22 protein-coding genes and 1 pseudogene are annotated in these 24,902 nt (G+C 69.3%); 8 read left to right on the plus strand and 15 right to left on the minus strand.

All coding sequences use genetic code 11. The features are described 5' to 3' along the window. The first annotated feature begins 60 nt into the window (after nt 1-60). The gene (locus tag ACZ562_RS09310) at nt 61-2,154 is read left to right on the plus strand and encodes a hypothetical protein (RefSeq protein WP_471175522.1); all 2,094 of its coding nucleotides are present in this window, start codon (nt 61-63) and stop codon (nt 2,152-2,154) included. Further along, entirely contained in the window at nt 2,154-3,698 is a 1,545-nt protein-coding gene (locus tag ACZ562_RS09315) for an ABC transporter substrate-binding protein (protein ID WP_471175524.1), read from the plus strand. The genes ACZ562_RS09310 and ACZ562_RS09315 overlap by 1 nt, the downstream gene beginning before the upstream one ends. A 281-nt stretch (nt 3,699-3,979) precedes the next feature. On the opposite strand, the gene ACZ562_RS09320 is transcribed toward ACZ562_RS09315, so the two are convergent. Further along, complete coding sequence (locus ACZ562_RS09320) at nt 3,980-4,291, minus strand: cupin domain-containing protein (RefSeq protein WP_471175526.1); 312 nt, start codon at nt 4,289-4,291, stop codon at nt 3,980-3,982. Between the two features lie 118 nt (nt 4,292-4,409). Between ACZ562_RS09320 and ACZ562_RS09325 the strand changes: the two genes are divergently transcribed. Both ACZ562_RS09325 and ACZ562_RS09330 read left to right on the plus strand, forming a co-directional pair. After that, nucleotides 4,410-5,354, plus strand: coding sequence for a GlxA family transcriptional regulator (locus ACZ562_RS09325; protein WP_471175528.1), 945 nt, complete (start codon nt 4,410-4,412; stop codon nt 5,352-5,354). 318 nt (nt 5,355-5,672) lie between these two features. Continuing rightward, nucleotides 5,673-5,996 (plus strand): DHCW motif cupin fold protein, encoded by a 324-nt coding sequence (locus ACZ562_RS09330; RefSeq protein WP_471175690.1) that lies wholly within the window; start codon nt 5,673-5,675, stop codon nt 5,994-5,996. Between the two features lie 7 nt (nt 5,997-6,003). Here ACZ562_RS09330 and ACZ562_RS09335 read toward each other — a convergent pair whose 3' ends face one another. The 9 genes from ACZ562_RS09335 to hemL form a co-directional block, all read right to left on the minus strand. Next, nucleotides 6,004-6,135 carry a hypothetical protein gene (locus tag ACZ562_RS09335; protein ID WP_471175530.1) on the minus strand — a complete coding sequence of 44 codons (132 nt, stop codon included), beginning with the start codon at nt 6,133-6,135 and terminating at the stop codon, nt 6,004-6,006. Between the two features lie 77 nt (nt 6,136-6,212). Beyond that, nucleotides 6,213-6,611 carry an SRPBCC family protein gene (locus ACZ562_RS09340; RefSeq protein WP_471175532.1) on the minus strand — a complete coding sequence of 133 codons (399 nt, stop codon included), beginning with the start codon at nt 6,609-6,611 and terminating at the stop codon, nt 6,213-6,215. Between the two features lie 103 nt (nt 6,612-6,714). Next, nucleotides 6,715-7,794, minus strand: coding sequence for a c-type cytochrome biogenesis protein CcsB (gene ccsB / locus ACZ562_RS09345; protein WP_471175534.1), 1,080 nt, complete (start codon nt 7,792-7,794; stop codon nt 6,715-6,717). Then, entirely contained in the window at nt 7,791-9,518 is a 1,728-nt protein-coding gene (gene resB, locus ACZ562_RS09350) for a cytochrome c biogenesis protein ResB (protein ID WP_471175536.1), read from the minus strand. The genes ccsB and resB overlap by 4 nt, the downstream gene beginning before the upstream one ends. A gap of 3 nt (nt 9,519-9,521) precedes the next feature. Then, complete coding sequence (locus ACZ562_RS09355) at nt 9,522-10,286, minus strand: cytochrome c biogenesis CcdA family protein (RefSeq protein WP_471175538.1); 765 nt, start codon at nt 10,284-10,286, stop codon at nt 9,522-9,524. A 1-nt stretch (nt 10,287) separates the two neighbouring features. After that, the gene (locus tag ACZ562_RS09360) at nt 10,288-10,929 is read right to left on the minus strand and encodes a TlpA family protein disulfide reductase (RefSeq protein WP_471175540.1); all 642 of its coding nucleotides are present in this window, start codon (nt 10,927-10,929) and stop codon (nt 10,288-10,290) included. A gap of 66 nt (nt 10,930-10,995) precedes the next feature. After that, nucleotides 10,996-12,276 (minus strand): polysaccharide deacetylase family protein, encoded by a 1,281-nt coding sequence (locus ACZ562_RS09365; RefSeq protein ID WP_471175542.1) that lies wholly within the window; start codon nt 12,274-12,276, stop codon nt 10,996-10,998. A 146-nt stretch (nt 12,277-12,422) separates the two neighbouring features. Next, a complete protein-coding gene (locus ACZ562_RS09370; protein WP_471175692.1) occupies nt 12,423-13,070 on the minus strand; it encodes a histidine phosphatase family protein in 648 nt (215 codons plus the stop codon). Between the two features lie 38 nt (nt 13,071-13,108). Further along, nucleotides 13,109-14,425 carry a glutamate-1-semialdehyde 2,1-aminomutase gene (hemL, locus tag ACZ562_RS09375; RefSeq protein ID WP_471175544.1) on the minus strand — a complete coding sequence of 439 codons (1,317 nt, stop codon included), beginning with the start codon at nt 14,423-14,425 and terminating at the stop codon, nt 13,109-13,111. A gap of 336 nt (nt 14,426-14,761) precedes the next feature. Here hemL and ACZ562_RS09380 point away from each other — a divergent pair, with 336 nt between their 5' ends. Then, a complete protein-coding gene (locus ACZ562_RS09380) occupies nt 14,762-15,388 on the plus strand; it encodes a hypothetical protein (protein ID WP_471175546.1) in 627 nt (208 codons plus the stop codon). 296 nt (nt 15,389-15,684) lie between these two features. Here the strand turns inward: ACZ562_RS09380 and ACZ562_RS09385 are convergent, their stop codons facing one another. From ACZ562_RS09385 to ACZ562_RS09400, 4 genes are all read right to left on the minus strand, one after another. Beyond that, nucleotides 15,685-16,011, minus strand: a complete 327-nt coding sequence (locus tag ACZ562_RS09385) for a hypothetical protein (protein WP_471175548.1) — start codon at nt 16,009-16,011, stop codon at nt 15,685-15,687. A gap of 343 nt (nt 16,012-16,354) precedes the next feature. Further along, a complete protein-coding gene (locus ACZ562_RS09390) occupies nt 16,355-16,567 on the minus strand; it encodes a hypothetical protein (protein ID WP_471175550.1) in 213 nt (70 codons plus the stop codon). A 38-nt stretch (nt 16,568-16,605) separates the two neighbouring features. Next, nucleotides 16,606-20,928 carry a DUF6531 domain-containing protein gene (locus ACZ562_RS09395; RefSeq protein ID WP_471175552.1) on the minus strand — a complete coding sequence of 1,441 codons (4,323 nt, stop codon included), beginning with the start codon at nt 20,926-20,928 and terminating at the stop codon, nt 16,606-16,608. A 7-nt stretch (nt 20,929-20,935) separates the two neighbouring features. After that, a complete protein-coding gene (locus ACZ562_RS09400) occupies nt 20,936-21,247 on the minus strand; it encodes a hypothetical protein (RefSeq protein ID WP_471175554.1) in 312 nt (103 codons plus the stop codon). A 182-nt stretch (nt 21,248-21,429) separates the two neighbouring features. Between ACZ562_RS09400 and ACZ562_RS09405 the strand changes: the two are divergent. The 3 genes and pseudogenes from ACZ562_RS09405 to ACZ562_RS09415 all read left to right on the plus strand — a co-directional run. After that, nucleotides 21,430-21,576, plus strand: a pseudogene (locus ACZ562_RS09405) (helix-turn-helix domain-containing protein); the annotation flags it as partial. Nucleotides 21,577-21,866: 290 nt separating this feature from the next. Beyond that, complete coding sequence (locus ACZ562_RS09410) at nt 21,867-22,268, plus strand: DUF6153 family protein (RefSeq protein WP_471175556.1); 402 nt, start codon at nt 21,867-21,869, stop codon at nt 22,266-22,268. A 256-nt stretch (nt 22,269-22,524) separates the two neighbouring features. Continuing rightward, a complete protein-coding gene (locus tag ACZ562_RS09415; protein WP_471175558.1) occupies nt 22,525-23,172 on the plus strand; it encodes a DUF305 domain-containing protein in 648 nt (215 codons plus the stop codon). Nucleotides 23,173-23,285: 113 nt separating this feature from the next. Here ACZ562_RS09415 and ACZ562_RS09420 read toward each other — a convergent pair whose 3' ends face one another. Further along, nucleotides 23,286-24,713, minus strand: coding sequence for a DHA2 family efflux MFS transporter permease subunit (locus tag ACZ562_RS09420; RefSeq protein ID WP_471175560.1), 1,428 nt, complete (start codon nt 24,711-24,713; stop codon nt 23,286-23,288). Between the last annotated feature and the right edge of the window lie 189 nt (nt 24,714-24,902).

The raw sequence follows: 24,902 nt of genomic DNA on the forward strand, positions 1-24,902 counted from the left end.
CGAACCAACTCCCCCTACCTACCCTGAAGTTGGATACAACGGGGGCAGGGGGGAGTTGCGGTGGGCAGACGGTTGCACGGGCGCGGGGCGCTGTTCGACACGGATCCGGCCGGCCTTGCTCCGCGGCTCGTGGGACTGCGTCCGCACCAGCACCGCGCCGGCCAGGTCGAGCACACGCAGGAGCTCCCCTTCGTCGTGCTCACGGGCGGCCGGGGACTCGGGAAGAGCGCGGTGCTCGACGAGTTGCGGGAGGCGTACAAGGGACACACCCCGGTCGCGCTGATCGACTGCGAGGACGCCCAGTTCGCGGCACCGCCGAGCGGCCGGCCCGCCGAGGCCTGGTCGCCGGTCTCGCAGGCGTTGCTGGTGATCGCCGAGCAGCTGGCCGAGCCGGTGACCGGCGCCGGGCGGATCCAGTTCCCACGGCTGATGTCGGGGCTGGTCGCGGTGGCCGCGGGCGGCTGGGGCGACGCCGACTCGGAGCGCATCCGGCGCGAAGTCGAGCGGATCCTGCTGCTGAACGAGAGCGGGTCGTGGATCGCCGGGTTCGCGGGGAGGTGGGCGGGGCGGGTCGCCGCCAACGTCGTGGCCGCCGCCACCGGCACCGGACCGCTGGTGTCGTCGGCCGTCGAGGCGACCCTGGAGTCCGTCTCGGACAGCTTCGTGCACCGGCGCCACCAGAAGGCCGCCACCTGGTGGCGCGACTACCCGAACGCGGGCGGCAACGCCCGGCGCGGACTGATGCTGCTGTCCGGGCACTTCAGGGCCGACGGCTCGTCCCGCGAGCACGCCGAGCGGTACCTGGTGCGGGCGCTGCTCGCCGATCTGGCCGAGGCCTACGCCGGGATGCTGCCGCGCATGCAGCGCCTCGGGCGCCCACTCGTCCTGCTCGACAACTCCCAGACGGCGCCCGGTCCCGGGCTGACCGACTCCGTACTGCGCGACCGCGCCGACGGCATCGCCGACCGGGTGGCGTTCATCGCCACTCTGCGCGGCGACGGGCGCCCCGCCCTGCGCAACGCCGTACGGCGCACCCTGCCCGAGGTGGCCCGGCGCAGCGAGTGGACGCCCGAGCCGGGAGCCGCGTCCTCGCGGGCGCTGCTGGTGTCGCTGCCCAGGCTCAGCCCTGACGACACCCTCCACCTCGTGGGTGCCGCCTGCGCCGAGACACCGGTGCCGCCCCGGCTCCCGCACGCCACGCACCGGCTGACCGGCGGCAACCCGCTGGGCATCACCCTGCTCGCGGAGTCCGCCGCGCGGCACCTGCCGGGCGCCGCCTCACTGGGCGAGCTGCTCGTCGCGGACGTACGGCTGCACGAGGACCGCGACGGGGCCCCCACCTACATGGAGTTGCTCGACCGGCTGGTGCCCGCCGCCCACCTCGACGAGCTGACCGTGCTGGCCGCGGCCCACGACCACGACTCGGCCTGTGCGCTCGCCGCCGCCCTCCTCCCGGACGACTTCGGCCCGGCGGACGTCCGGTCCCTGGAGACCCGGCTCGGCGAGGAGGGACTGCCCGCCGTGCCCGGCCGGTTCGTCGGCGACTCGTTCGTACGGACGCTGCTGCTGCTCCGGCTGCACCACCGCGACACCGATCACGCGCAGTGGCGCACGGCGCACGAGACGCTCGTCCAGCACTACGCGCCCACCGACGACGAGGCCGAGGCGCCGGCCCGCGCCCGCTACCGGCTGCACCACGAACTCGCCCTGGGCACCCCCGACTCGGCGGTGGACTATCTGCGCGACACCTTTCCCGCCCTGGACACCCGCACCTGGCTGCGGTCGCTGCGCTTCATCGCGTCGGCGCCGTACTTCCACGCGCACGACCACGAGGGCCACGACTTCGACGGGCACGACGACCGGCGGGCCGAGGTGGCGCTCGGCCGCACGGACGCCGGGACGCAGTCGCCGGCCGGCGTGGACGCCGTACTGCATCTGCGCATACGACGACTGCTGCACGCCGTGTGGCAGCTGACCGATCCGCTGGCGATGCCCGACCCGGCCGTGGGCCACCGGCTGCGGTTCGAGCTGGAGCAGCTGTCCAACCTGCGGCCCGCCGGCAACGCGCTGCTGTGGCGGGCCTCGCGCGACTGGCCGGAGGACGCGCTCGCCGGGCGGCCGCTGCGCGTACCGGACGAGGACGGGGAGGCGTGATGGCACGCGGATTCGGCCGATGGCTGCGGGAGAGTGTCTGGGAGATCCCGCTGCGCCGCTACGTCGCCCTGCTGCTCTCCTTGGCGCTGGTGGCCGGCCTGTTCTTCGCCGTCCGGGCGCTCGCCCACGACGACCGCTCGTGCGCGCCCGGGGTCGCACGGCCCGAGGGCAGCGACGAGTGCGTGGGCGTCGCGACGACGGCCTACGACTTCGGGCGGCCTCAACTGCGGGACGCGGTACGGGCGATCCACCGCGAGAACGACCTGCTCAAGCCGGGGAGTTACGTGACCGTCGCGCTGATGCTGCCGTACACCGCGACCACGCGGTCGACCCTGAGCGACATACAGCACGAGCTGCAGGGCGCGTACCTCGCGCAGTACCAGGCCAACCACGGCTCCAACGGCCAGGCCCCGGCCATCCGGCTGCTGCTCGCCAACCCGGGGGCGACCGGCGATCACTGGGAGCGGACGGTCGACCGGCTGGAGCGCATGACGAGGAGCGCGGACCGGCTGCGTGCGGTGGCCGGGGTCGGCATGAGCACGGACAGCAACAAGGCCGCCGTCAAGGAGCTGACCCGGCGCGGCATCCCGGTGGTGGGCAGCTCCATCACCGCCGACGACCTGGCGAACGGCCAGAACGGCCAGGACGCCTTTCCCGGTCTGGCCCGCGTCTCCCCCACCAACACCGACGAGGCCCGCGCGCTGGCCTCCTTCGCCAAGGTGACGGCGGGCAGGGCGCTGCTGGTGTACGACAAGCCGGGCGACCCGTACACGCGGACACTGCAGACGTCGTTCGCCAAGCTGATCAAGGGCTCGCCCTACGAGCCGCAGCCCTTCACCCCGCCCGCCGACCGCAGTCAGGAGGGCACGACCGCCAACACCTTCCGGCAGATCACCCACCTCGTGTGCGACACGTCCCCGGAAACCGACACGATCCTGTTCGCGGGACGCCACGTCCAGCTGCGGCAGTTCATCAACGCGCTCGGCGGACGCGGCTGCCAGGACCGCAGGTTCACGCTGCTGACGGGCGACGAGGGTTCGTACCTCACCGGTGAGAAGGACCTGGACCGCACCGCTCTCGAACGCAGCCTCTCCGTCCGGTACACGGCCCTCGCCCACCCGGACGCCTGGGCGAAGGACACGGCGAAGACCGGCGGCTCGGCGGGGGACGCGCAGGTCCTCACCGACCTCCTGGCGAAGAGCGCGCGCGAGCCCGTCGGCCCGATCGGTTCGGTCGGCCTGGAGGACGGCCAGCTGATCATCGCGTACGACGCCGTGCGGCTGGCCGTGCACGGCATCCGCGAGGCCACCGCCGAGGGCAGGGTGGTCCCGCCGCTCGCCGACGTCGGTCTGCAGTGGCCGCAGGTCAAGGGCTCGCTGCGGGTGAGCGGGGCGAGTGGCTGGATCTGCCTGGACGCGCACGGCAACCCGTACGACAAGGCCGTACCGATCGTGGAGCTCAACCCCGACGGAGGCTCGCGCTTCGTGAAGATCGCCTGGCCGGAGGGTAAGCCGCCGGGGAAGGAGTGCCTGCCGGCGTCCTGAGACGGGCGGGGGCGCAGGGCAGCCGGCGCCTGCCCGCAGGCCATCCGACCCGGATACCGCTCAAAGACGGTCATGGCGCCGCGCTCGCCCAGCAGCCCAACGACGCCCGCGAGAAGCCCGTTCAGCAGATCGCAGACCTCTTCGGCGTCCCCTGTTCCACGGCGGACACCTCGGAGGACAAGACCTCCCAGGGTGATCGACACACCGTCAGACACGAGATGCTCCTGCCGCCCCGGCACCCAGCCGCCAGGCCTCACGACCGGCGTCGGCCGAATGATCAGTCAGAGACTGTCGCGCTGTTCCACGACCAGGATGCGTGCCTGTGGAGCCGGGTGGGCGACATGCTCGTCGCCGGGCTCCACGCAGCACACCCGGCCCGCGGTCAGGTGCTCGACGAGTTCCCGGCCATCCACTCGGTAGTGCATGTCCACCGCTCCGTCGAGGACCACGAACACCTCGGCGCCGTCGTTCACGTGCCAGATGTAGGGCTGGTCGGTCCAGTGCAGACGCACGGTGGCGTCGTCCAAGGACGCGAGATCGAGAGCGCCCCAGGGGCGCTCGGCCGTGAACGCGGCAGCATCGATGAAGCGCATGGGTGCCTCTGTCTTCCTGTTCGGCAAGCTGCCGGCGCAGCCCGGCACCGTCCCACTGTGCGCCGGACGCGCTCTGCGCACGAGAGGCAGGAATGACTGGTGTCGTAAGATTTCTGCCATGCACCATGTGGTCGTGCTCGCCCTGCCCGGAGTCGTCGCCTTCGACCTCGCCATCCCCGCCCAGATCTTCGGCGCGCCCGGCTCTCCGGCCGGCTACAGCTTCGCGCTGTGTGCCGCCAAGGCGGGACCCGTGGGGACCAGTACGGGGTTCGAGATCCACGCGCCGTACGGTCTGGGCGCTCTGGCCGCGGCCGATACCGTCGTCGTCCCCGGCTACACACCGCTCGATCCGCCCCCGCCTGCCGTCTGCGAAGCCCTGCGCGCTGCCGCCGCCCGTGGGGCCCGGGTGGTATCGGTGTGTACCGGTGCTTTCGCTCTGGCCGCCGCGGGATTGCTGGACGGCCGCGCCGCCACCACCCACTGGATGGACGCCGCCGTACTCGCTCAGCGCTACCCCGCCGTCGCAGTCGATCCCGCACCCCTTTACACCCACCAGGGGCGCATTCTCACGAGCGCCGGCTTCACCGCGGGGATCGACCTCTGCCTTCACCTGGTGCGCGAAGATCTCGGCGCAGACGCCGCCGCCGACATCGCCCGCACCCTGGTGGTCCCCGCACACCGGGAGGGAAGCCAGGCCCAGTACATTCCCCGGGCCATGCCCGCGGAGGACAACGCAATGGCCCACGTGTGCGCCTGGGCGCAACGGCATCTCGACGAGCCGCTGACCGTGGCCGATCTCGCACGCCAGGCAGCCCTCTCCCCCCGCACCCTGGCACGCCGCTTCAAAGCCGAAACCGGCACCACACCCTTGCGCTGGCTCACCGCACAGCGCCTCCAGTACGCATGCCGTCTGCTGGAGACCACCGGCCTCACCATCGAAGAGATCGCCCGGCAGTGCGGACTGGGTACCGCAACCAACCTGCGCCAGCATCTCGCCCGCGACACCCGCACCACACCCACCGCTTACCGCCGAACCTTCCAGCGCCTCAGCGCAGCCCCCTGAAAGCCCTGGCGCACCTCTCGCGCGCCCCTTTCCCCACGCCTCGAACCCGCCCCTCCGCCCGACGTGGACGAAACCACGACCCGCGCCCGGCCCGGCAGGCGAGAACCGGGCCGTCGATCCGGATGAGCTGGAAGCCGAGATGAGCGGCCATCTGAGAAGCGGTCGCAGGTCGACTCACCCCGCGGACACCACAGGCGCGTCTGGTAGCGCCGGCCGGCGACCGCGAGGCAGTAGCGCGTGGAGCTGACGCGGCCCTGCCATTGGTGTGCGGCAGCCTCCCGGCCGTGCTATACGGGTTGATAGACTGCGCCGGTGAACATGATCAACATTCCTTTCGGGACGACTGACTGGTCACAAGTCGAGGCAACCAAGCACCCCGGCGAGACGGGCACCGCGACGTGGCGCACCCGCGAGTTCGGTTCCCTGCGCGTGCGGATGGTCGACTACAGTCCTGGCTATCTGGCCGACCACTGGTGTGACCGGGGCCATATCCTCCTGGTTCTCGAAGGGACGCTCACCACCGAACTGGCCGACGGCGAGAGTGTCACGCTTGGGGCGGGCAGTAGCTACCAGGTGGGGGACGACACTCGATCGCACCGCTCCAGCACCCGGGACGGCGCGCGCCTGTTCATCGTCGACTAGAGATCGACTAGAGACCATCCAGGCGAACGCCCGCGCCACTCATCACCAGGTTCTCCTGGTATCGCTGCAGCTCACCCACGGCGACCAGGTCGTCGTCCCGCCACAGGACCACCTGCGTCAAAGCCCGGTAGCAGTCCATGATCACCCTGGCCGACAGGAGCCGGTGCACCGCACCGGACGCCGCGGCCCGATCCGACCTGATCCGAACGAAACCTCCTAGGCCTCCAGGAAACCGATCAACCGCTCGAACCGCGCCCGCCAGCGAGCCTCCGACTCCCCCTCGCCCCGGAACTCGTGGGTGAACCGGAGGATGCTGGCGTCGTCCCCGTCCCGCTCCAGATGGAAGCGGAGGCGGGCGGCGTCGTCCATCGTGTACTCGGCGACCCGGTCCACGTCCCAGGCGGTCACCCGGCCGCTGCCGAGGTCACGCAGGGTGACCGCGCCGCCGAGCCGGGGCTCCAGGACGTCGACGGCGGTGCACCAGGCCCCCAGCCCCTCCGAGGTGGACAGCGCCGGCCAGACCGATTCCATGGGCCGCGGGATCCGCACCAGGAAGTGGAGTATGTGCGTGTTCCCGTGGATCTGGCTGGCGCCCTGCTCGATGGAACCGGTCATGACACCAGCGTGACGCGGGGGACGGCGTTCCGCACGTGGTTTCGGGCGCTGACCGGCCGGTTCGTGTCCGCGCCCGGCCGTCGGTCCGTACGGCGTAAGGGCCTTACACGCCCGCGTAGGAGTGCTTGCCGGAGACGAAGATGTTCACGCCGTAGTAGTTGAACAGCCAGCAGCCGAAGGCGATCAGGGCCAGGTAGGCGGCCTTGCGGCCCTTCCAGCCGGCGGTGGCACGGGCGTGCAGGTAGCAGGCATAGGCGACCCAGGTGATGAAGGCCCAGGTCTCCTTGGGGTCCCAGCCCCAGTAGCGGCCCCAGGCGTCGCCCGCCCAGATCGCGCCCGCGATGATCGTGAACGTCCACAGCGGGAAGACGGCGGCGTTGACGCGGTATGAGAACTTGTCGAGGGACGCGGAGGCGGGCAGCCGCTCCAGGAACGAGGTGGCGAACTTGCCGGGCTTGCCGCCGCTCGCGAGCTTGTTCTCGTAGGAGTCCTTGAACAGGTAGAGCAGCGTGGAGACGGCGCCCACGTAGAAGACCGCGCCGCACAGGATCGCGGTCGAGACGTGGATGTACAGCCAGTACGAGTGAAGTGCGGGGACCAACTGGTCGCTGGCGGTGTACAGGACGGTGACGGCGACGCCCAGATCGAGGAGGACCGTCGTGACCAGGAACAGGCCGAGCCAGCGGACGTTCTTCTTCAGCGCGAGCAGCGTGAGGTACACGCCGACGGCGACCGTCGAGAACGTGATGTTGAACTCGTACATGTTGCCCCACGGCGCCCGCTCCACGGAGGCGGCGCGGGCGATGACCCCGCCGAGCTCGACGAGAAAGGCGAGCACGGTGAGGGACACGGCGATACGGCCGTAGAGGTCGCCCTGCTCGTCGCCGCCGTGGGCGCCGGGCCCGTCGGGCACGTCACGCGCACCGGCCGCGGACCGCACGACGACCTTCGGCCGCTCGAGCACGGCGGTCGCGCCGGCCTTCTTCACCGTGACGGCGGGTGCCTTGGCCTCCCTGGCCCCGGGAGTGAGCGCGGCTGCGGTGCGCCCGATCTTGCTGCGGCTGCCGAAGATCCATTCGGTGATGTACGCGAAGAAGGCCAGGGTGTAGACGGCCATCGACGAGTAGATCAGCGTGTTGCTGATGTTCGCGAGGTGTTCGTTGGTGGCGGCGGCGAGAGTCACTTCGTCTCAGCCCCTTCGGGGGGTACGACTTCGGAGTCGGGGGTGGGGGTGTCGTCGGAGGAGTCTTCGGGGTCGGGCGCGCCCGGCGCCTGGTCGTACAGGATCCCGGCGAGGTCGCCGAGTTCCTCGGGCACCTTGGCGGACTCGCTGCGGCCGAGGCCCGCCATCTCGACGACGGTGACGCCGTCGGCGCCCTTGACCGCACGCACCCACACGCGGCGGCGCTGGATGAACAGGGAGGCGGCCAGCCCGAAGACCGCGGTCGCGGATCCGGCGAGCGCCCAGCCGCTGCCGGGCTGCTGGGTGACCTGGAAGCCGGCCCACTCCTTGATGCCGTCGAAGGTGACCGTTCCGGCGCCGCCCGGGAGCTTCATGGTCTCGCCGGGCTTCAGGTTCTCCCTGAACTGCGCGCCCTTGGAGTCCTTGAACATCTTCAGGTTGGTCTTGTCGAGCTGGTACACGCTCTGCGGGATGCCGGCGTCGACCCCTAGGTCGCCGTGGTACGCCTCCAGGTTCAGCACGGGGTTCATCAGCGCCGGGAACTGCGAGACGACCGCGGTGTTCGGTCCGCCGTAGGCCGGCAGGAAGAAGGCCTGGAAGCCGAGCTGTTCCTTCTCGCCCTCGGCGTTGCGGTAGCCGTCCATGACCTTGATCGCACCGGAGGAGGTGACATTGCGGTCGAGCGGCAGCAGCGGCACGGCCTCGTGGTTCATGACGACGTTGCCCTGGGCGTCCTTGACGGTGACGACGGGGGCGTAGCCGTGGCTGACGAGGTAGACCTTCGAGTCGCCGATCCGCAGCGGCTCGTTGACCTTGACGGTGGTCTTCTCGTCCTTGCCGTAGGCGCCGACGCTGTAGGTGACTGCGGCCTGGAAGGTGCGCGGGGTGCCGCGGTTCGGGCCGGTCAGCTCGTAGGTTCCCGTGAAGCTGTTGAGGGTGAAGCTGAACGGGTCCAGGTCGTCCTGGCCGAAGAGGCTGCCGGACTTGAAGTCGTCGTACTGGGTGAGGGTGTTGGAGAAGCCTCCGCCCTCCACGATCAGCTTGTTGCCCTCGGACTTGTAGAGCTGCCCCCACGCGAAGGCGGTCAGCATCACGATCAGCGCGATGTGGAACGCGAGGTTGCCGGCCTCGCGCAGATAACCCTTCTCGGCGGCGACGGCGTCACCGGTGACGTGGGCTCGGAAGCGGCGTTTCTTCAGCAGCGCGAGTGCCGCCTCGCGGACCTGCTCGGGCTCGGCCTCGGTGCGCCAGGTGGTGTAGGCGGGCAGCCGGGTCAGGCGCCTCGGCGCGGCCGGCGGGCGGCCGCGCAGCTGGCCCACGAACTGCCAGGTGCGGGGCACGATGCAGCCGATGAGGGAGACGAACAGCAGGATGTAGATCGCGGAGAACCACACCGAGCTGTAGACGTGGAAGAGGCCGAGCTTGTCGTAGATCGGCGCGAGGGTCGTGTGCGCGTCCCGGAAGTCGGCGACCTTCGTCTCGTCGACCCCGCTCTGCGGGATCAGCGAGCCGGGGATCGCGCCGAGCGACAGCAGCAGGAGCAGCAGCAGCGCGACCCGCATGGAGGTCAGCTGCCGCCAGAACCAGCGGGCCCAGCCGATGACGCCCAGGGAGGGCAGGTTGGGGGGCTCCTCCTGGGGCGCGGTGGTCAGCTGGGAGCCGGCGGCGCCGAGGTCCTGGTCGTCCGCCCGGTCCGGCGTGGTGCCGGTCGTGGTGTCACTCATCGATCAGATCCCCACAGTGAAGCCGTCGGACCAGGCCTGCATCTCCTGCACGATGCGGTCCCACGCGCCGGTCAGGAGCAGCACACCGGTCACGATCATCATGGTGCCGCCGATGCGCATGACCCAGACGTAGTGGCGCTTGACCCAGCCGAACGCGCCGAGGGCCTTGCGGAAGGCGACCGCGGCGAGCACGAACGGTACGCCGAGACCCAGGCAGTACGCGATGGTCAGTATGGCCCCGCGGCCCGCGCTCCCCTCGTTGAAGGAGAGCAGTTGCACGGAGGCGAGGGTCGGACCGATGCAGGGTGTCCAGCCGATCCCGAACAGCGCGCCCAGGAAGGGGGCGCCGGCCAGTCCGGCCACCGGCCGTTTGTGGAAGCGGAACTCGCGCTGCGTGAGCCAGGGCATCAGGCCCATGAAGAAGACACCCATGAGGATCATGAGCACGCCGAGCACCTTGGTCAGGATGTCCTTGTGTTCCTGCAGGTTCTGCCCGAAGTACCCGAAGAAGGCGCCGCCGGAGACGAACACCGCGGTGAAGCCGAGCACGAACAGCGAGGCGCCGGCGACCATCCGCCCGCGGCGGGCGTCGGCGAGGTCGGTGCCGCTGACCCCGGTGACGTAGGAGAGATAGCCGGGTACCAGCGGGAGGACGCAGGGAGAGAAGAAGGAGACGAGGCCGCCCAGCAGGGCCACGGGGACGGCCACCAGCAGGGCCCCGTTGAGGACCGTCTGGTTCTCCGCGGCGAGCGTGGAAAGACCGGTCACGTCACTTCTCCGCGACGACCGGCTCGACCATGCTGCGCAGCTTGTCCTCGGTGAGCGGCTGCAGCGCGCGTGCCGCGACCTTGCCGTCCCGGTCGATGACGAGCGTCGAGGGGATCAGCTGCGGGTTGAGCGTGCCCTTCTTGAAGCGGAGCATCAGCTTGCCCGTCGGGTCGTACAGGCTCGGGTAGGTGATCCCGTAGTCCTTCTCGAAGGCCTTGGCCGGGCCGGTGCTGGTGTCGCGGGTGTTGATGCCGACGAACTCGACGCCCTGGTCCTTGACGTCCTGGTAGACCTTCTCGAAGTTCTTCGCCTCGGCGCGGCACGGCGGGCACCAGGAGCCCCACACATTGATCACGACGACCTCGCCCTTGTGGTCGGCGATGTCGAGCCGTGTGCCGTCGACGGTCTTGCCGGACAGGTCGGGTGCGGCGTCCCGGTCGCCCTGTTCGACGGTGGCGATGCCGTTGGAGCCGGTGACGAAGTTGGTGTCGCCGCCTCCGCCGGACGTGCCGCTGGAGCCGCACGCCGAGAGGGTCAGCGCGGTGACCGCGGCACCTGCGACGAGCAGGGCGACGCGGCTGCGGTCGCGCGTCGTGCGGTTCGTGCGGTTCGAGCGCTGGGGGGCGCGGCTGGCGGCACACATGTGAAAAGTTTCGCATGCCCGTTCCAGGGATCTTGCGCACCCCCCTTGCGGGTGGAAACCCGCATTTCAGGCGGCCTGTCCGGAGGCCGTCGAGGTGTCCGCGGCGCCGTCCGACAGGAACTCCTTCCAGCCGCCGGCCGGCTGCTGTCCGACGTCGAGGGTGCGCAGCCTGGCAAGCACCTCGGGCCTTTGCACGTCGATCCAGTCGGCGAACTGCCGGAAGGAGACGAGGCGTACGTCCTCGCCCTTCTCCTTCTCCCGAGCGATGTACTTGAACGCCTCCTCTACGGCGTCCATGTATATGCCGCCGTTCCACTGCTCGAAGTGGTTGCCGACGAAGAAGGGTGCCCTGTTTGTCTCATATGCCCGCTTAAAGCCTGCTATGTACGCCCCGGCCGACTGCTGCCGCCAGGCCGGGTAGTTGTGGGCGGGCGCGTTGGTCGAGTTGATCGACTGGTTGGCGAGCATGTTGTAGTCCATCGAGAGGACCTCGAAGCTGCGCCCGGGGAAAGGTATCTGCTGCAACGGCAGGTCCCAGACGCCCTGCTTCTTGTCCGGCCAGACCTGGCGGCCGCCGGGCGAGGAGGCGTCGTAGCGCCAGCCGAGGTCACGGGCGGTCGGCAGCAGGTTGTCCTGGCCGAGCAGGCAGGGCGTGCGGCCGCCGACGAGCTCCTTGTCATAGTCGAAGGGCAGCGCCGGCAGGTCGGTCCAGCCGGTGTTGGTCCGCCACTCCTTCACGAAGGACTTGGCCTGGTCGATCTCACTGCGCCACTGCTGGGGCGTCCACTTGCCGACGGACCCGTAGCCGTCCCCGCAGAAGTGGCCGTTGAAGTGCGTGCCGATCTCATGGCCCTCGAGCCAGGCGCGGCGGACGTTCTTCAGCGTCTCCCTGATGTGCGCGTCGGTGAGGTAGCCGATGTCGGAGGCGCCGCGCGGGTTGTTCGGCGGGTCGTACAGGCGCTTCTTCGACTCGGGCAGCAGATACAGCCCGGAGAGGAAGAACGTCATGTGCGCCTCGTACCTCTTGGCGAGGTCGAGGAAGCGCGAGAAGAGACCGTTGCCGACCTCGCCGGCGCCGTCCCAGGAGAAGACCACGAACTGCGGCGGGGTCTGGCCCGGCTCCAGCGGCTCCGGCTTTCCGGGCTGGTGGGGCTGTTTGCCCGTGAAGGAGGTGGAGCCGTCACCGAGGGGGCGGACCGGGTAGGGCTTCTTCGTACCGCCCTTTCCTGAACCTCCGGCACCGGACGAACCGTCTGACGGCGTGAGGGTGCCGCAGCCCGAGAGTCCGACGGCGGCCGCGGCACCCGCACCGAGACCGAGCATTCCCCTGCGAGTGAGAGTGCGCATGGCCTCCCCCTTCGTCACGTTCCTCTGAGTGGTCACCCAGTCAGAGGACACGGCGAAGGGGGAAGGTTCCTGATCATCACACCTGTTCGGCAACAATTGTCACGAACGTGTCATAGCCCCTCACAGGGCGGTGATTCAGGCGGGACTTACGCGCCGAACGCCTTTCCCTGCCCCTTCACCGGCTTGGCGCCGGCGAGGAGATGGGCAGGGACGAGGTCGCGGGCCGGCTCGGTGTAGCCGACGGACACGATCTTGTCGCCCCGGTACGTGAAGGTCGTCAGGGACGCGAGCGTGCACTGCCGCTTGCGCGGGTCGTGCCACAGCCGCCGCTTCTCGACGTACGACCGCACGATCCAGATCGGCAGCTGATGGCTGACGAGCACGGCCTCGTGCCCACGGGCCGCGTCCTTCGCCGCGTCCAGCGCCTGCATCATGCGGACGACCTGGTCGACGTACGGCTCGCCCCACGACGGCTTGAACGGGTTGACGAGGTGCTTCCAGTTCTCGGGCCTGCGCAGCGCCCCGTCCCCGACCCCGAAGGTCTTGCCCTGGAAGACGTTGTCGGCCTCGATCAGCCGCTCGTCGGTGGCGAGGTCGAGCCCGTGCGCCTTGGCGATCGGCGTCGCCGTCTCCTGCGCCCGCTCCAGCGGGGAGGCCACGACGTGCGTGACGTCCCGGGAGGCGAGGTGCTCGGCGACCCGGTCGGCCATCTGCCGCCCGAGCTCGGAGAGGTGGTAGCCCGCGAGACGTCCGTACAGAATCCCGTCCGGGTTGGCCACTTCGCCGTGCCGCATCAGGTGGACGACGGTGATGTCGCCGTTGCTCGAGGTGCTCACGCGGTCGCCTCCGCTGCCGCTCGGGCCGCCGCCGGAAGGGCGTCGGCGATCCGCTGGACGGCCCGCTCGTCATGGGCCGTGGACACGAACCAGGACTCGAAGGACGAGGGCGGCAGGTAGACGCCCTGCGCCAGCATCGAGTGGAAGAAGGCGGTGAAGCGGAAGGACTCCTGCTTCTTCGCGTCCTCGTAGTCACGGACCGCGCGGTCCGTGAAGAACACGGAGAACATGTTGGAGGCGTTCTGCAGGCGGTGCGCGACGCCCTCCTTGGCGAGGGCGTCGGTGACGAGCGACTGGATCTGCGCGGACACGGCGTCGACCGTCTCGTACGCGGCCTCGTCGAGGAGACGCAGCTGGGCGAGCCCGGCGGCGGTGGCGACCGGGTTCCCGGAGAGGGTGCCGGCCTGGTAGACGGGACCGGCCGGCGCGAGGTGCGCCATGACGTCGGCGCGACCGCCGAACGCGGCGGCGGGGAAACCGCCGCCCATCACCTTGCCGAAGGTCATCAGGTCGGGCCTGACCCCGTCGATGCCGTACCAGCCGGCGCGGCTGGTACGGAACCCGGTCATGACCTCGTCGGAGATGTAGAGGGCGCCGTTCTTCGCGCAGGCGTCCTTGAGCCCCTGGTTGAACCCGGGCAGCGGCGGCACGACACCCATGTTCCCGGGCGAGGCCTCGGTGATCACGCAGGCGATCTCGCCGGGGTGCCGGTGGAACGCCTCCTGCACCGCCTCGAGGTCGTTGTACGGGAGGACGATCGTGTCACCGGCCTGGGCGCCGGTGACGCCGGGCGTGTCGGGCAGGGCGAACGTGGCGACACCCGAGCCGGCGGCGGCGAGGAGGGAGTCGACGTGTCCGTGGTAGCAGCCTGCGAACTTGATCACCTTGGTGCGCCGGGTGAACCCGCGGGCGAGCCGGATGGCCGACATGGTGGCCTCGGTCCCGCTGGACACGAGCCGCACCTGCTCCAGGGGCTCGATCCGGGCGACCATCTCCTCGGCGAGCGCGACCTCGCCCTCACCCGGCGTACCGAAGGAGGTACCGCGGGAGACGGCGTCCTGCACGGCGGCGATCACATCCGGGTGCGAGTGCCCGAGGATCATGGGCCCCCAGGAACAGACCAGGTCGACGTACTCCCGCCCGTCGGCGTCGGTCAGGTACGGGCCGCTGCCGGAGACCATGAACCGGGGCGTGCCGCCGACGGCGCGGAAGGCGCGTACCGGGGAGTTCACGCCGCCGGGTGTGACGGCCGCCGCACGGTCGAACAGTGCCTGCGACCCGGGTGCTTCGTATGAATATGGCAGTTCGCTCATGACCTGCGACTTCTCCGACTTCTCGGACTCCGGTTGCCAGTGACCTCCTCAGGGTAGGCCAGCGGCGCCGGGCGGCCGGGGGGCGGCTGCGGGCCCCTGCTGACCGGACGGACAGTCCCGTGCGCCGCGATCTGCGAAACTGGGACCCGATACACACAGCTCACACGGCCCTGGCGTACGTATTGGTGTACGGAGCCAGGTTCAGGGGCTGCGAAGATCCTGCGGACAGGTGTTTCAACGCACGTTTCGGCGTGCGGCCGTGGGGGAGGTCACTGACACGATGATCGGGTTGCGCGGCGGGGGCCACGCGTCCTAGAAAAGCAGTCGGGTGGAGATATGCATCGCGGTGGCGGACTGGGCGAGGGGACTGATGACCTGGGTCCTCGACGTGCCCGGCGGGGAAGGCACCGGCGCGACGCGGAGGAAGCCGCCGAAGCACGTCAGGGACACGGTGTACCGAGTGAGTCCGAGCGGCTGGACCGACGGGTCGAGCAGCTCGGGGCGGGGAGCAGGAATGGTGGTCGGGTGGGGGTGACGTACAAGTACTTCGGCGCGCCGGACGGAGCGACCGCGGCCCGCGTCCCGATCTCGATGCGCCCCGAGGAACTCGGCGGCGACGAGCTCGGCATGAACGGCATGTTCACCAAGATCAAGCCGGAGACGATGGCCGCCATGGTCCTGACGGGCATAGAGGGCGTGCCCCTGCACAAGGTCCCGCCGCTCGAGCTGGTCGTCCTGCACCCCGACTACGCGGTGGTCAAACTCCCCATGACGGTCGTCGACCCCCTCCGTGGCATCGGCGAGGAAGCGGTGGGCGCGGCGGCGTTCATCTGGTCGACGGTGCCGGACCGGGGCGGCCCCCGGGACGCGTTCAACGTGTACCAACTGCTGCACGAGTGGCAGGACTTCTCACATCGGCTGCATGAGGCGGGGCATCAGCCGTATTGCCTTGTCTGGCCCTGAGCTGGGGTCTCTTGCGGATTGGGCGGGGTCTTCGGGCCTCGCCCTTTTTGGTGCCGGAGAGGGGCCGTTGGCCAAGCCGCCGGGCAGGTGTTCTTGATGACCCGGCGGATGGTCGCGCCACTGGGCGGGACACGTACGGCCAGGGCGGTCGCGGCACGGGCGCCGAGTACGTGGAGAAGTTCCTGGCGGAGCACGACGTACGGGGCGGAACCTTGGAGATCGTGGTCTTCTTGCCTCGGTGAGGAAGGGGATCGCGGCCCGGGCGCGGGCCAGGGCACGACAGCTGAACGTCGCTGTCAGCCGTGCTGTGCCGGGTTGCTGCCCTGGATGACCTGCCAGCCTGACGTACGACTGGGCGACGTGAGCTCGCGTGTGCCTGTGCCGCACAGCGTGACCAAGGCCGAGTGGACGGGGTCGAACTCTTCGACTGGTCGGCCGTAGCGGAGGATCCGCGTCACTTCCAGGTCGATCGATGCCTCCGCGTCGCGAATCCTGTGGAAGCAGGCATGGAGACGAACCGGTCCGCGGATGCAGCGCACGACGACCGTTGCATCGGTTTCGTCGACGCTTTGGATCTCGTGGATCTGTAGCTCGACGTCGATCACTGGGAGGTCAGGCAGCATCAGTCGAACTCCATACCTGCTTGCCTTATGGAGTTGCGTGAAATTCTGGCCACCTCGCGCAGCCCTGCCCACGCCGCCGATTCCGTCAAGGCCGGTGCACTCCACTCCTCAGCGGAGGAGTTCGTCATGTCCGTGAGGATTTTATCGACGGGATGCAGGGCTTCAGCGACCGTTTTCCGGAATTGTTCCTTCCTGGACGATCCCTGTCGCCATTCGGAAGGCGTCATCAATATCCAGCCCCAGTTCATCCGCCCCAACCCCCAGAGCGGGACACGGAGTCAAGCTGTTCTTCAGAACTCCAGGCAAGTCGCTCCAGTTCCTGCTGCACCTGACAGATCACCATTCACCATTCGACCACCCACGCCCCCTCCGCGAAGAAGTCATCGAGGGATTCTCGGTCTTCCACCCAGTAGTCACCGCAACCGTTCCGGAATTCTCGATCATGAGCCGTGAGGATCAGGTAGCTCGGTGGTGAATCCGGGAGCTCCTGGATCTTCACGTACTTTCCCGCATCATCCCCGGAACGAATATATCCAACTTTACCGATCTCAATCACAGGCCCTCCAGGAATTCTTCACCCTCAACGCGAGATCATTATTCGATCAGGGGGACATGATTGTTCACCACCGCCTTCTTGCCTCCGGGGACGAATATCTCAAAGTGTACGTGCGGGATGTCCGGCCAGTGTCCGCCACGCATCGAATCAGGGTCCATACGGAACTGTCGAAGCCCGTCGGCGCTGCGGAAGACTCCTCGGCCCTTCCCAAGCTCCTTGTATCCGGGTCCCAAGAAGTTCTCAGCGGCGTCCAGAGCCTCGTCGGCATTGATCGGGTGCTGGCTGACGATGCTGCCGTCACCGATCCGGTTGCGCGTCTCGGCCACGGCGGCGTGCTCACACTCCGGTGCGAGGCCGAGAGGATCGGACCAGGTGTGGGGATTGTCGACGTAGGCCGTCGGGTTGGGAGCGGGTGCCAGCCCCAGCGGATCCTTGGTCAGGTACTGCGCCGTCTCCGGATCGTAGTGACGGAAGTAGTTGTAGTGCAGTCCCGTCTCCGGGTCGAAGTACTGTCCTGGGAAGCGCAACGGTGTGTAGGCCGACGCTGCCGCGTTCCAAGCGGTGACGCCCCAAAGCGTCGTACGAGCGTGCCAGACGATGTCACCCGACGCGTCGACGAGCTCGGTGGGGGTACCGATCAGGTCGGTCACCATGGCGAAGAACCGGGCGTCGATCTCCTCCTGGGGCGCGGCGGCCGAGATCACTCGCTCCGCCTGCAGGACGGGCTGCTGACCTTGATGTTCCCAGGTCAGGGAGACCGGGTGGGGTAGATCGGTGGATGTCGTGGTCTGTTCGCACAGTCGAGAGCCGTCCCAGACGAAGTCGACCTGCTCCACGACCGTTTCGCCGTCCGGCGTGAACCGCTGTTTGGCGACGCGGCGGCCCAAGGGGTCGTACATGTACCGCCAGTGGACTCCGTCCGGCGTGATGACGGACGTGAGCCGGTCTTCGGCGTCCCACGTGTACCGCCAGATGTCGGGGTTGCGTGACAGCCGAGTCTTCTGGCGCACGGTCATACGGCCCTGCTCGTCGTACTCGTAGCGGACACGTCCGGCTCGACGCACGCGGGTACCTGTGGAGCTTCGGTCTCCGGCGGCTTCCTGACCGGGGTGAGACGTCGGCCAATGAGCACTTGTCTGATTGCCGGCAGCGTCATAGGCATATCGCTCCGTCCACTCCCCCGCGTCGACACCGGTCACCCGGCCCGCGGAGTCCAGCCGGAGGGATCGGGATCCACGCAGCTGGTCGTCGATGCGGAGAACGTGACCATCGGCCCGATAGGCATAGGAGCGGTGCTGAACGCTTCTGCCGTCGACGTGGTCCAGGGACTGGGTAGAGACACGCCCCACAGAGTCGTACATGTGTGACAGGGTGAGCGTTTCACCGACACGACGGGCGAGTTCCCTGCCTGTGGGATCGTGCTCGAAGTCGATCGCGCGACCGCAGGCAGTGAGGCGGACCGGGTTCCCCGCCGCATCGTAGGACCATGTGCTGGTCGCTCCGGTCGGAGTGACCCGGTGCGTGCGGCGCCCCAGACGGTCGTACCCGTAGGTGGTCGTACGGCCGTTGATGCTCTCGGACGTCACGTTGCCCTGCGCGTCGTGGCCGAGCGTGAGAACAATGTGGCTGTTCCGCGCCTCTGCGAGTTGGCCGGACGGGCTGTAGGCGAACGACGTCACCTCGCCGGCGGCATCCTTGCAGATCACTTGGCCGAGCGCGTTGCGCTCGAAGGTGACCCGCTCACCCATCGCGTTGACGCGGGAAGACACACGGCCCGCCGCATCGCGGGTGTAGACGACGCGTCGCCCGTCGAAGTCCGTCTCCGACTCAAGGCGGCCTGCCGGATCGTAGGCGTATCCCCATGTCAGCCCCAGCGGGTTGACGACCTGTATGAGCCGTAGCTCGGTGTCGTGAACGAATTCGTGGCGCGTGCCATCCGGCTCCGTACGCGCCGACATCAGATCGAAGTGCGTGTACTCGAAGCGGGAGACGGCACGCGTCGGATCCGTGTGGCTCGTGCAGTTGCCCTCGCCGTCGTACGTCCATGATTCGACGCTGCCATCGGCTTCGGTCCGCCGGGCGAGCTTGCCTTCGACAGTCCAGTCCAGGCGCCTGATACGGCCGACAGCGTCCGTGATGACGGTAGGACGGCCGAAAGCATCTCGTTCATAGCGGGTCACTGCATGCAACGGATCCTTGATCACAACGGGAAGGCCAGCCGCGTCGCACTCAAGAACGGTGGTGTGCCCTTCCGCATCCGTGATCGAAGTGAGCCAGCCCCGCGAGTCGTAACCGAAGCGCGTTGCCGCTCCCATGGCATCGACGACGGCGACGCGGTTGCCTCGATCGTCGTGCTCGTACCGCTGCTCCGTTCCGTCCGGTTCCCGCACGGATGCGGGGGAGCCGAGCCCGTCATAGTCAATGCTCGTTGCACCGCCATCCGGGCGGACGACGGACAGCATCCGTCCGTTCTCATCGTATTCGTACCGGGTGGTGTGGCCGAGCGGGTCGGTCACTGCGACGAGTCGCAGGTCCTCGTCCCACGCCTGCCTCGTGACGTTGCCGAGGGGGTCCGTCTCGCGGACCAGGCGGAGCGCCTCGTTGTGCTCGTAGACGCGGGTGTGGCCGAGCGAGTCGGTCACACGGGTGGTGCGGGTGGCGTCTTCGTAGGTGAGGGTGGAGGCCAGCGCGTCCCCGGTGCCGCCGGTGGCCACGACGCGGCCCTGCTCGTCGTAGGCGTACCAGTAGGTGGTGTTGTTGCGGTCGGTCCAGGAGGTGATGCGGCCGTCGGCGTCGTAGGTGTAACGCATGGGCAGGCCCGAGGAGTTGGTCTCCCCCGCCAGTCGGCCGTTCTCGTCGTAGCCGAAGGTGAGCAGTGTCGTGCCGGGACCGTCCGGAGCGGCGGGGTCGAGCAGGCGCAGACCTGTGATGCGGGAGATGGTCGGGTGGTGGTCCAGGGCGATGTGGTAGCCGCCCGAGTGGATGACCGCGCTCGGGGTGTCGCCCTCTTCGTAGACGACGGTGATGCGGTTGCCGTTGCGGTCCTGGATGTGCTGCAGGGGCAGGTCGACCGCGGTGCCGTCGGCTGCGGCGACGGGGCTGTGGAAGACGTGGGTCAGACCGGTGTCGGGGTCGGTGATGCGGACGGCACCGTCGGTCTCGTCGTCCCAGGACAGCGCCAGTCGGGACCCGGGGGTCTCTGGGCGGACCGGATCACTGCTCTCCGGATCGAGGAGCGGGAAGACCAAGCGGGCACCGTCCGCGGCCGCGTACACGAAGCCCTCGTCGTCGGCCTGCACGCGCTGGTCCAGCGTCGAGGCCCAGGACGGGCCGAACCAGCCGCCCCAGCGGTAGGACGAGATGTGGGTGCGCTCCAGGACCAGCGGCAGCACACCCGGGAGTTGAACGTCGACGCGCGGCAGGGCCATGTCGCCGGTGGCCACGTCGATCGGGTCCCGCACGAACTTCTTGATCATGTTGCGGACCGAGGCTGGCAGCTTGTCGAAGCCCGGGTTCAGCTTCAGCCGCTCGAACGTGGCGCAGTTCAGTTTGAGGCCCCGGCTCAGCTTGGCCAGGTCGGCCGGCTTGAGCGCCTTCAGGCCCTTGCCCAGCGCCTTGCCCAGGACACCGAAGCCCAGGCCCAGCAGGGCCCCCTCGGTGAGGAGGCCGGCCAGCTTATCCGGGTCCTTGAACGCGGCCGGGTCCTTCAGCAGCGCGTCGAAGGCTGCGAACTTCGCGCCCTCCTTGGCGTACTTGGCCGCCGTCGCCACGCCCCGGATCTCCTTGAGCGCCTTCAACGCCCGCTCCACCGCCCGGATGACCTCCATCACCCCGCGGATCGCGGAGGCCAGCACGGTGCCCTCCTTCTCGATCCGCGCGACCAGCGCGACCACCTTGACCGCCCGTGAGCCGGCCATGAGGGAGGAGACCACCGCGGAGGCGCCGCCGGTCAGGACGGACAGCGCCAGGCCGGCGATCTCGAACTCGGCGATCTCCGCCACGAGCACGCCCATCTCGGTGAGCAGTTCGTGTGCCTGGTCGGCGAAGTCGTCCAGCGCCTTGGCGCCCTCGCGCAGCGAGTCGGCCATCTCGGTGGCCTGCTTGCGCGCGGCCTTGGCCCGCTTGTGGAAAGCCCTGGCTGCCTTGCCCTCCCACTCCACGTCCGCCAGTGCCCTGCGGGCCGCCTCGGCCGCGTCGTCCAGACCCGTGGCCAGGTGCCGCCACTTCTTGGCGATCTCGCGCACGCCGTCCGGGTCCACCGCCGGGTCGGTGATGCCGAGGAACTCCAGGCCGCTGGCGAGGTTGTCGCCGAACATGTGGTTGAACTTGTTGACGTAATGCAGGGGGTTGAGGTCGACCACGCCCGGCTCAGCCCTTCTTCGCCCGGGCCTGGGCCGCCAGCAACACATCGAGGAGGTCGAAGGCGTCGGAGATCTCGCCTATCAGCTTCGCCTCCACCTCCCACTCCTCGTCCAGTTCCTTGGTGAGCTTGGCCAGGGTGGTCATGCCCTCCTGGAGCTCGTCCTTCGCCCCCAACAACGAACCGAGGGCGCCCAGCGCCGAAAGGTCGTGCGACTCGGCCTTGAACTCCTGCAACGGCTTCGCCGTGTGACGCCCCACCCCGCGCAGCCCCGAGGCCGCCTTGTGCAGCGACGCAGCTTCCTTCTTCAGATCCGACACGCGACCCGCCCCCGCACTTCGCTCTGTGCACATGCCAACCCAACAACGCTAGTCAGGGAGGCTTTGACGGAGGCATAGCCCAGACCAAGATCAAGCAAAGCCTGCCCCTGGCATACATGAAAATACTGTCGACCCCACCTGCAGCGCGAAAAGAGGCCAACAGCCGCAGAAAAAAGATGCCGATGACCGACTACCAGTCGCGGCACCCCCGCTACATCCTCGGCGCGGAGCGCGCGGAGTACGCCAGGATCGCCGCCAAACGGCACGCCGCAGGGGCCACCATGCGGGCCATCGCAGAGGAGCTGGGACGCAGCTACGGCTTCGTCCTGAACCTCCTCCACCGTGACCCCAACGTGCGCTGCGTGTCAGCGACAACCGGAAGACCAGCCCGGCGACAGACGCTCGGACCTGCTCCATTATCTGCCGGAACCCGAACTCGCCGATGCCGAGCACGACCGGGGAGCCGTTGCGGGCCACCACGATGCGGTCGGGGAAGTCGGCGGGCAGGACGGCGATGCCGCTCGTGGCGAAGCCGTGCTTCGGGTACTCGATCACCCTCTGCAGGTCGCCGACAAGCATGTCGATGCCCGCTTCGCAGGCTCCGCCTAGGATGATCCCGATGCAGAGCCCCGAGCAGCACATGGAGCCACCGCCCGTGCGGCGGTGGCGGGCGCTGCTCGTGCTCGGACTGCTTGCCGGGCTGCTGGCCATGCACGCCCTGGCCCCCGGGGGCACCGTCCACCAGCACTCCGGACCACCGCACATGACGGCCAACGCGGTCAGCGCTCACGACGACCGTGCTGGAGACGGCGGGGACTGCGGTGGAGGACACCTTCAGCACGCCGACCCCACGTGCGCGGCGGCTGCCGTAAGCGGTGCACCGGCTTTGCCCGCCCTCGTCCCGGACCCGGTGGGCGCCGCCCCCGTACGCGCCGACGCAGTCTGCCCGTGCGCGGCCGAAGCCTCGGACAGCGCCCGCGCGCCACCATCCCTGGCGGAACTCCAACTCCTGCGGATCTAGTGCCGCGTCAGCCAAGGTTCGCCCCGTCGCGACGCCCGGCACGCCCTCTCGCCGCACCGGCCGAAAGCCCAAGTACGTCCAGTACGAGGACTTCCGGCCGGCACGCCGAGAGCACGCACCGGACGCCGCTCCTTGACGGGCAAACCCTGGCTGACGCGGCACTAGACACCACGCGGCACCACGTCCACAAGCCCAGCCACGTGGTGCGCCTCGGCACGTCCGGATCCCTTTCGCACAGCACAGCAGGAGTTCCAGCATGCGCAACACCCGTACCCTGACCCGCCGCGCCGCCGTGGCGGCCGCGTCCGTCACCGCCGCGCTCGTCCTCGCCGCCTGCGGCGACGACGGCGCCGCCGGGCACGCAGGCGGCCACAACACCGCGTCGTCGTCGACGAGCGCCGAGGCCCCGTCCGGCGCGCACAACGACCAGGACGTGTCCTTCGCGCAGGGCATGATCCCGCACCACCAGCAGGCCCTGGAGATGGCTGAACTCGCAGCCGACCGGGCCTCGTCCGCCAAGGTCGAGGACCTCGCCTCGCGCATCGCGAAGGCGCAGGACCCGGAGATCAAGACCCTGAGCGGCTGGCTGACGTCCTGGGGCGAGGACGTCCCGGCGTCCGGCGGGTCTGCGGAGTCCATGCCCGGCATGGACCACTCGGGCAGGTCAGGGATGCCCGGCATGATGAACAGCTCGGACATGAAGGAGCTCGAGAAGGCGTCAGGCACGGACTTCGACACCATGTTCCTGACCATGATGATCGACCACCACAAGGGTGCTGTGGACATGGCCACCACCGAGAACGACAAGGGCAAGTACGGTCCCGCCACGTCCATGGCCGACGACATCATCACGACGCAGACCGCCGAGATCGCCGAGATGAACAAGCTCCTCGGCAGGAGCTGACCCGTCCGGAGGGGGGCCCGGTCTCATGACGGCTCACCTGGCTCCCCTCCCCTTCCCTGCCTCCGGGCCACCGCAGACGGACGGAACCGGGCCGTCGGAGGTGAGGTCCTGCTTCAGTGCACGTGCAGGCCGCCGGCCGTCTGCGGCCTGGTGTGCGGTACGAGGACGAGGGCGATCAGTGCGCTCGCCGCGGCGGCGACGGCGCTGAGGGTGAAGGCGCTGGTGAAAGCGTGGGCCGTTCCTTGCTCGATGCCCGATGCGGCGACGGTGGACAGCACGGCGACACCGATCGAGCCGCCCACTTCGTGGGAGGTGTTGACGACCCCGGAAGCAAGCCCGGCCTCCTCCGGGGCGACCGGGGCGAGCGCGGTGGTGACGGCGGTGACGAAGACGGCGCCGATCCCGAGCGCGGCGATGACCAGGCCGGGCAGCAGCCTCGCGTACACGCTGCCGTCCGCGGGGAGCCAGGCCAGTGGCACCGTTCCGGCCGCCGCGACCGCAAGGCCGGCGACCGCGGTCGTACGGCTGCCGATCCGGCCGACCAGCTGCGATCCCAGGTGGGCGCCGATGCCCGTGGCCACGGCGACCGGCAGGAAGACGAGTCCGGTCGCGAGCGGGCTGTAGTGGCGGAGCCGCTGGAGGTAGACCGAGCCGAGGAAGAAGAAGCCGATGAGCGACGCGGTGGCCACGAGCATCAGGAACGCGCCCGCCACCACCGGGCGCCGGGTGAACATCCGCGGGTCCATCAGCGGGGCCCGGCTCGCGCGCTCGACGGCGGCGAAGGCCCCGTACAGGACGAGGGCGCCGAGCAGCGGCAGGACGGCCGTCGTGCTGGCCCAGCCCGCGTCCCCCGCCCGTACCAGGCCGTAGATGAGTGAGGCCGTGCCCGCGGTGACCAGTGCGGCGCCGGGCAGGTCGAGCCGGGCCGGTTGCGGAGCGCGGCGCGGCAGCAGTGCGGGCAGGGCCGCCAGCGCAACGAGACCGACGGGGACGTTGACGAAGAACACCCACTGCCAGCCGGGGCCGGCGGTCAGGGCACCGCCGAGCAGGACTCCGGCGGCCGATCCTGTGCCGCCGAGGGCGGCCCACACGCCGAGGGCCTTGTTCCGCTCGGCGCCGTGGAAACTGGTGGTGACGATCGACAACGCCGCCGGAGAGAGCAATGCGGCGCCTGTGCCCTGCAGGACGCGCCCGGCCATCAGCATCGGCGCACCCGCGGCGAGGCCGGTGACGAGCGAGGCGGCCGTGAACAACGCGAGTCCGGCGAGCGCGGTGCGGTGGGCGCCCACTACGTCGGCCAGGCGGCCGCCGAGCAGCATCAAACCGCCAAAGCACAGGGTGTAGGCGGTGACGACCCAGGTGAGGGCCTCGCGGCCGAGATGGAGGTCGGCGGCAAGGTCGGGCAGGGCGACGTTCACGACCGTGACGTCCAGGATGAGCATGAACTGGGCCACACACAGCAGCCCCAGCATCAGCCAGCGGCGGGGTGCGGGCGGTGCGGAGGCGTGCTCCGCATGGAGAGTGGGGTGGGCGTGGCTCATGACGGCTCCCTCGTGGAACAGCCCATGGCGCCGGCACCCGGGCAGGCTCGTGCCACGGCATGCGGCGCGCTGCGGCACCTGAACTGAACCGTACGGCCCAGTTCACGTGAACTCAACCGCTCAGTTCACGTGAACTCAACCGCTCAGTTCATGTGAACTTAACCGCTCAGTTCAGATGTTGGTTAGAGT

It is taken from the genome of Streptomyces sp. NPDC040410 (genome assembly GCF_055595715.1).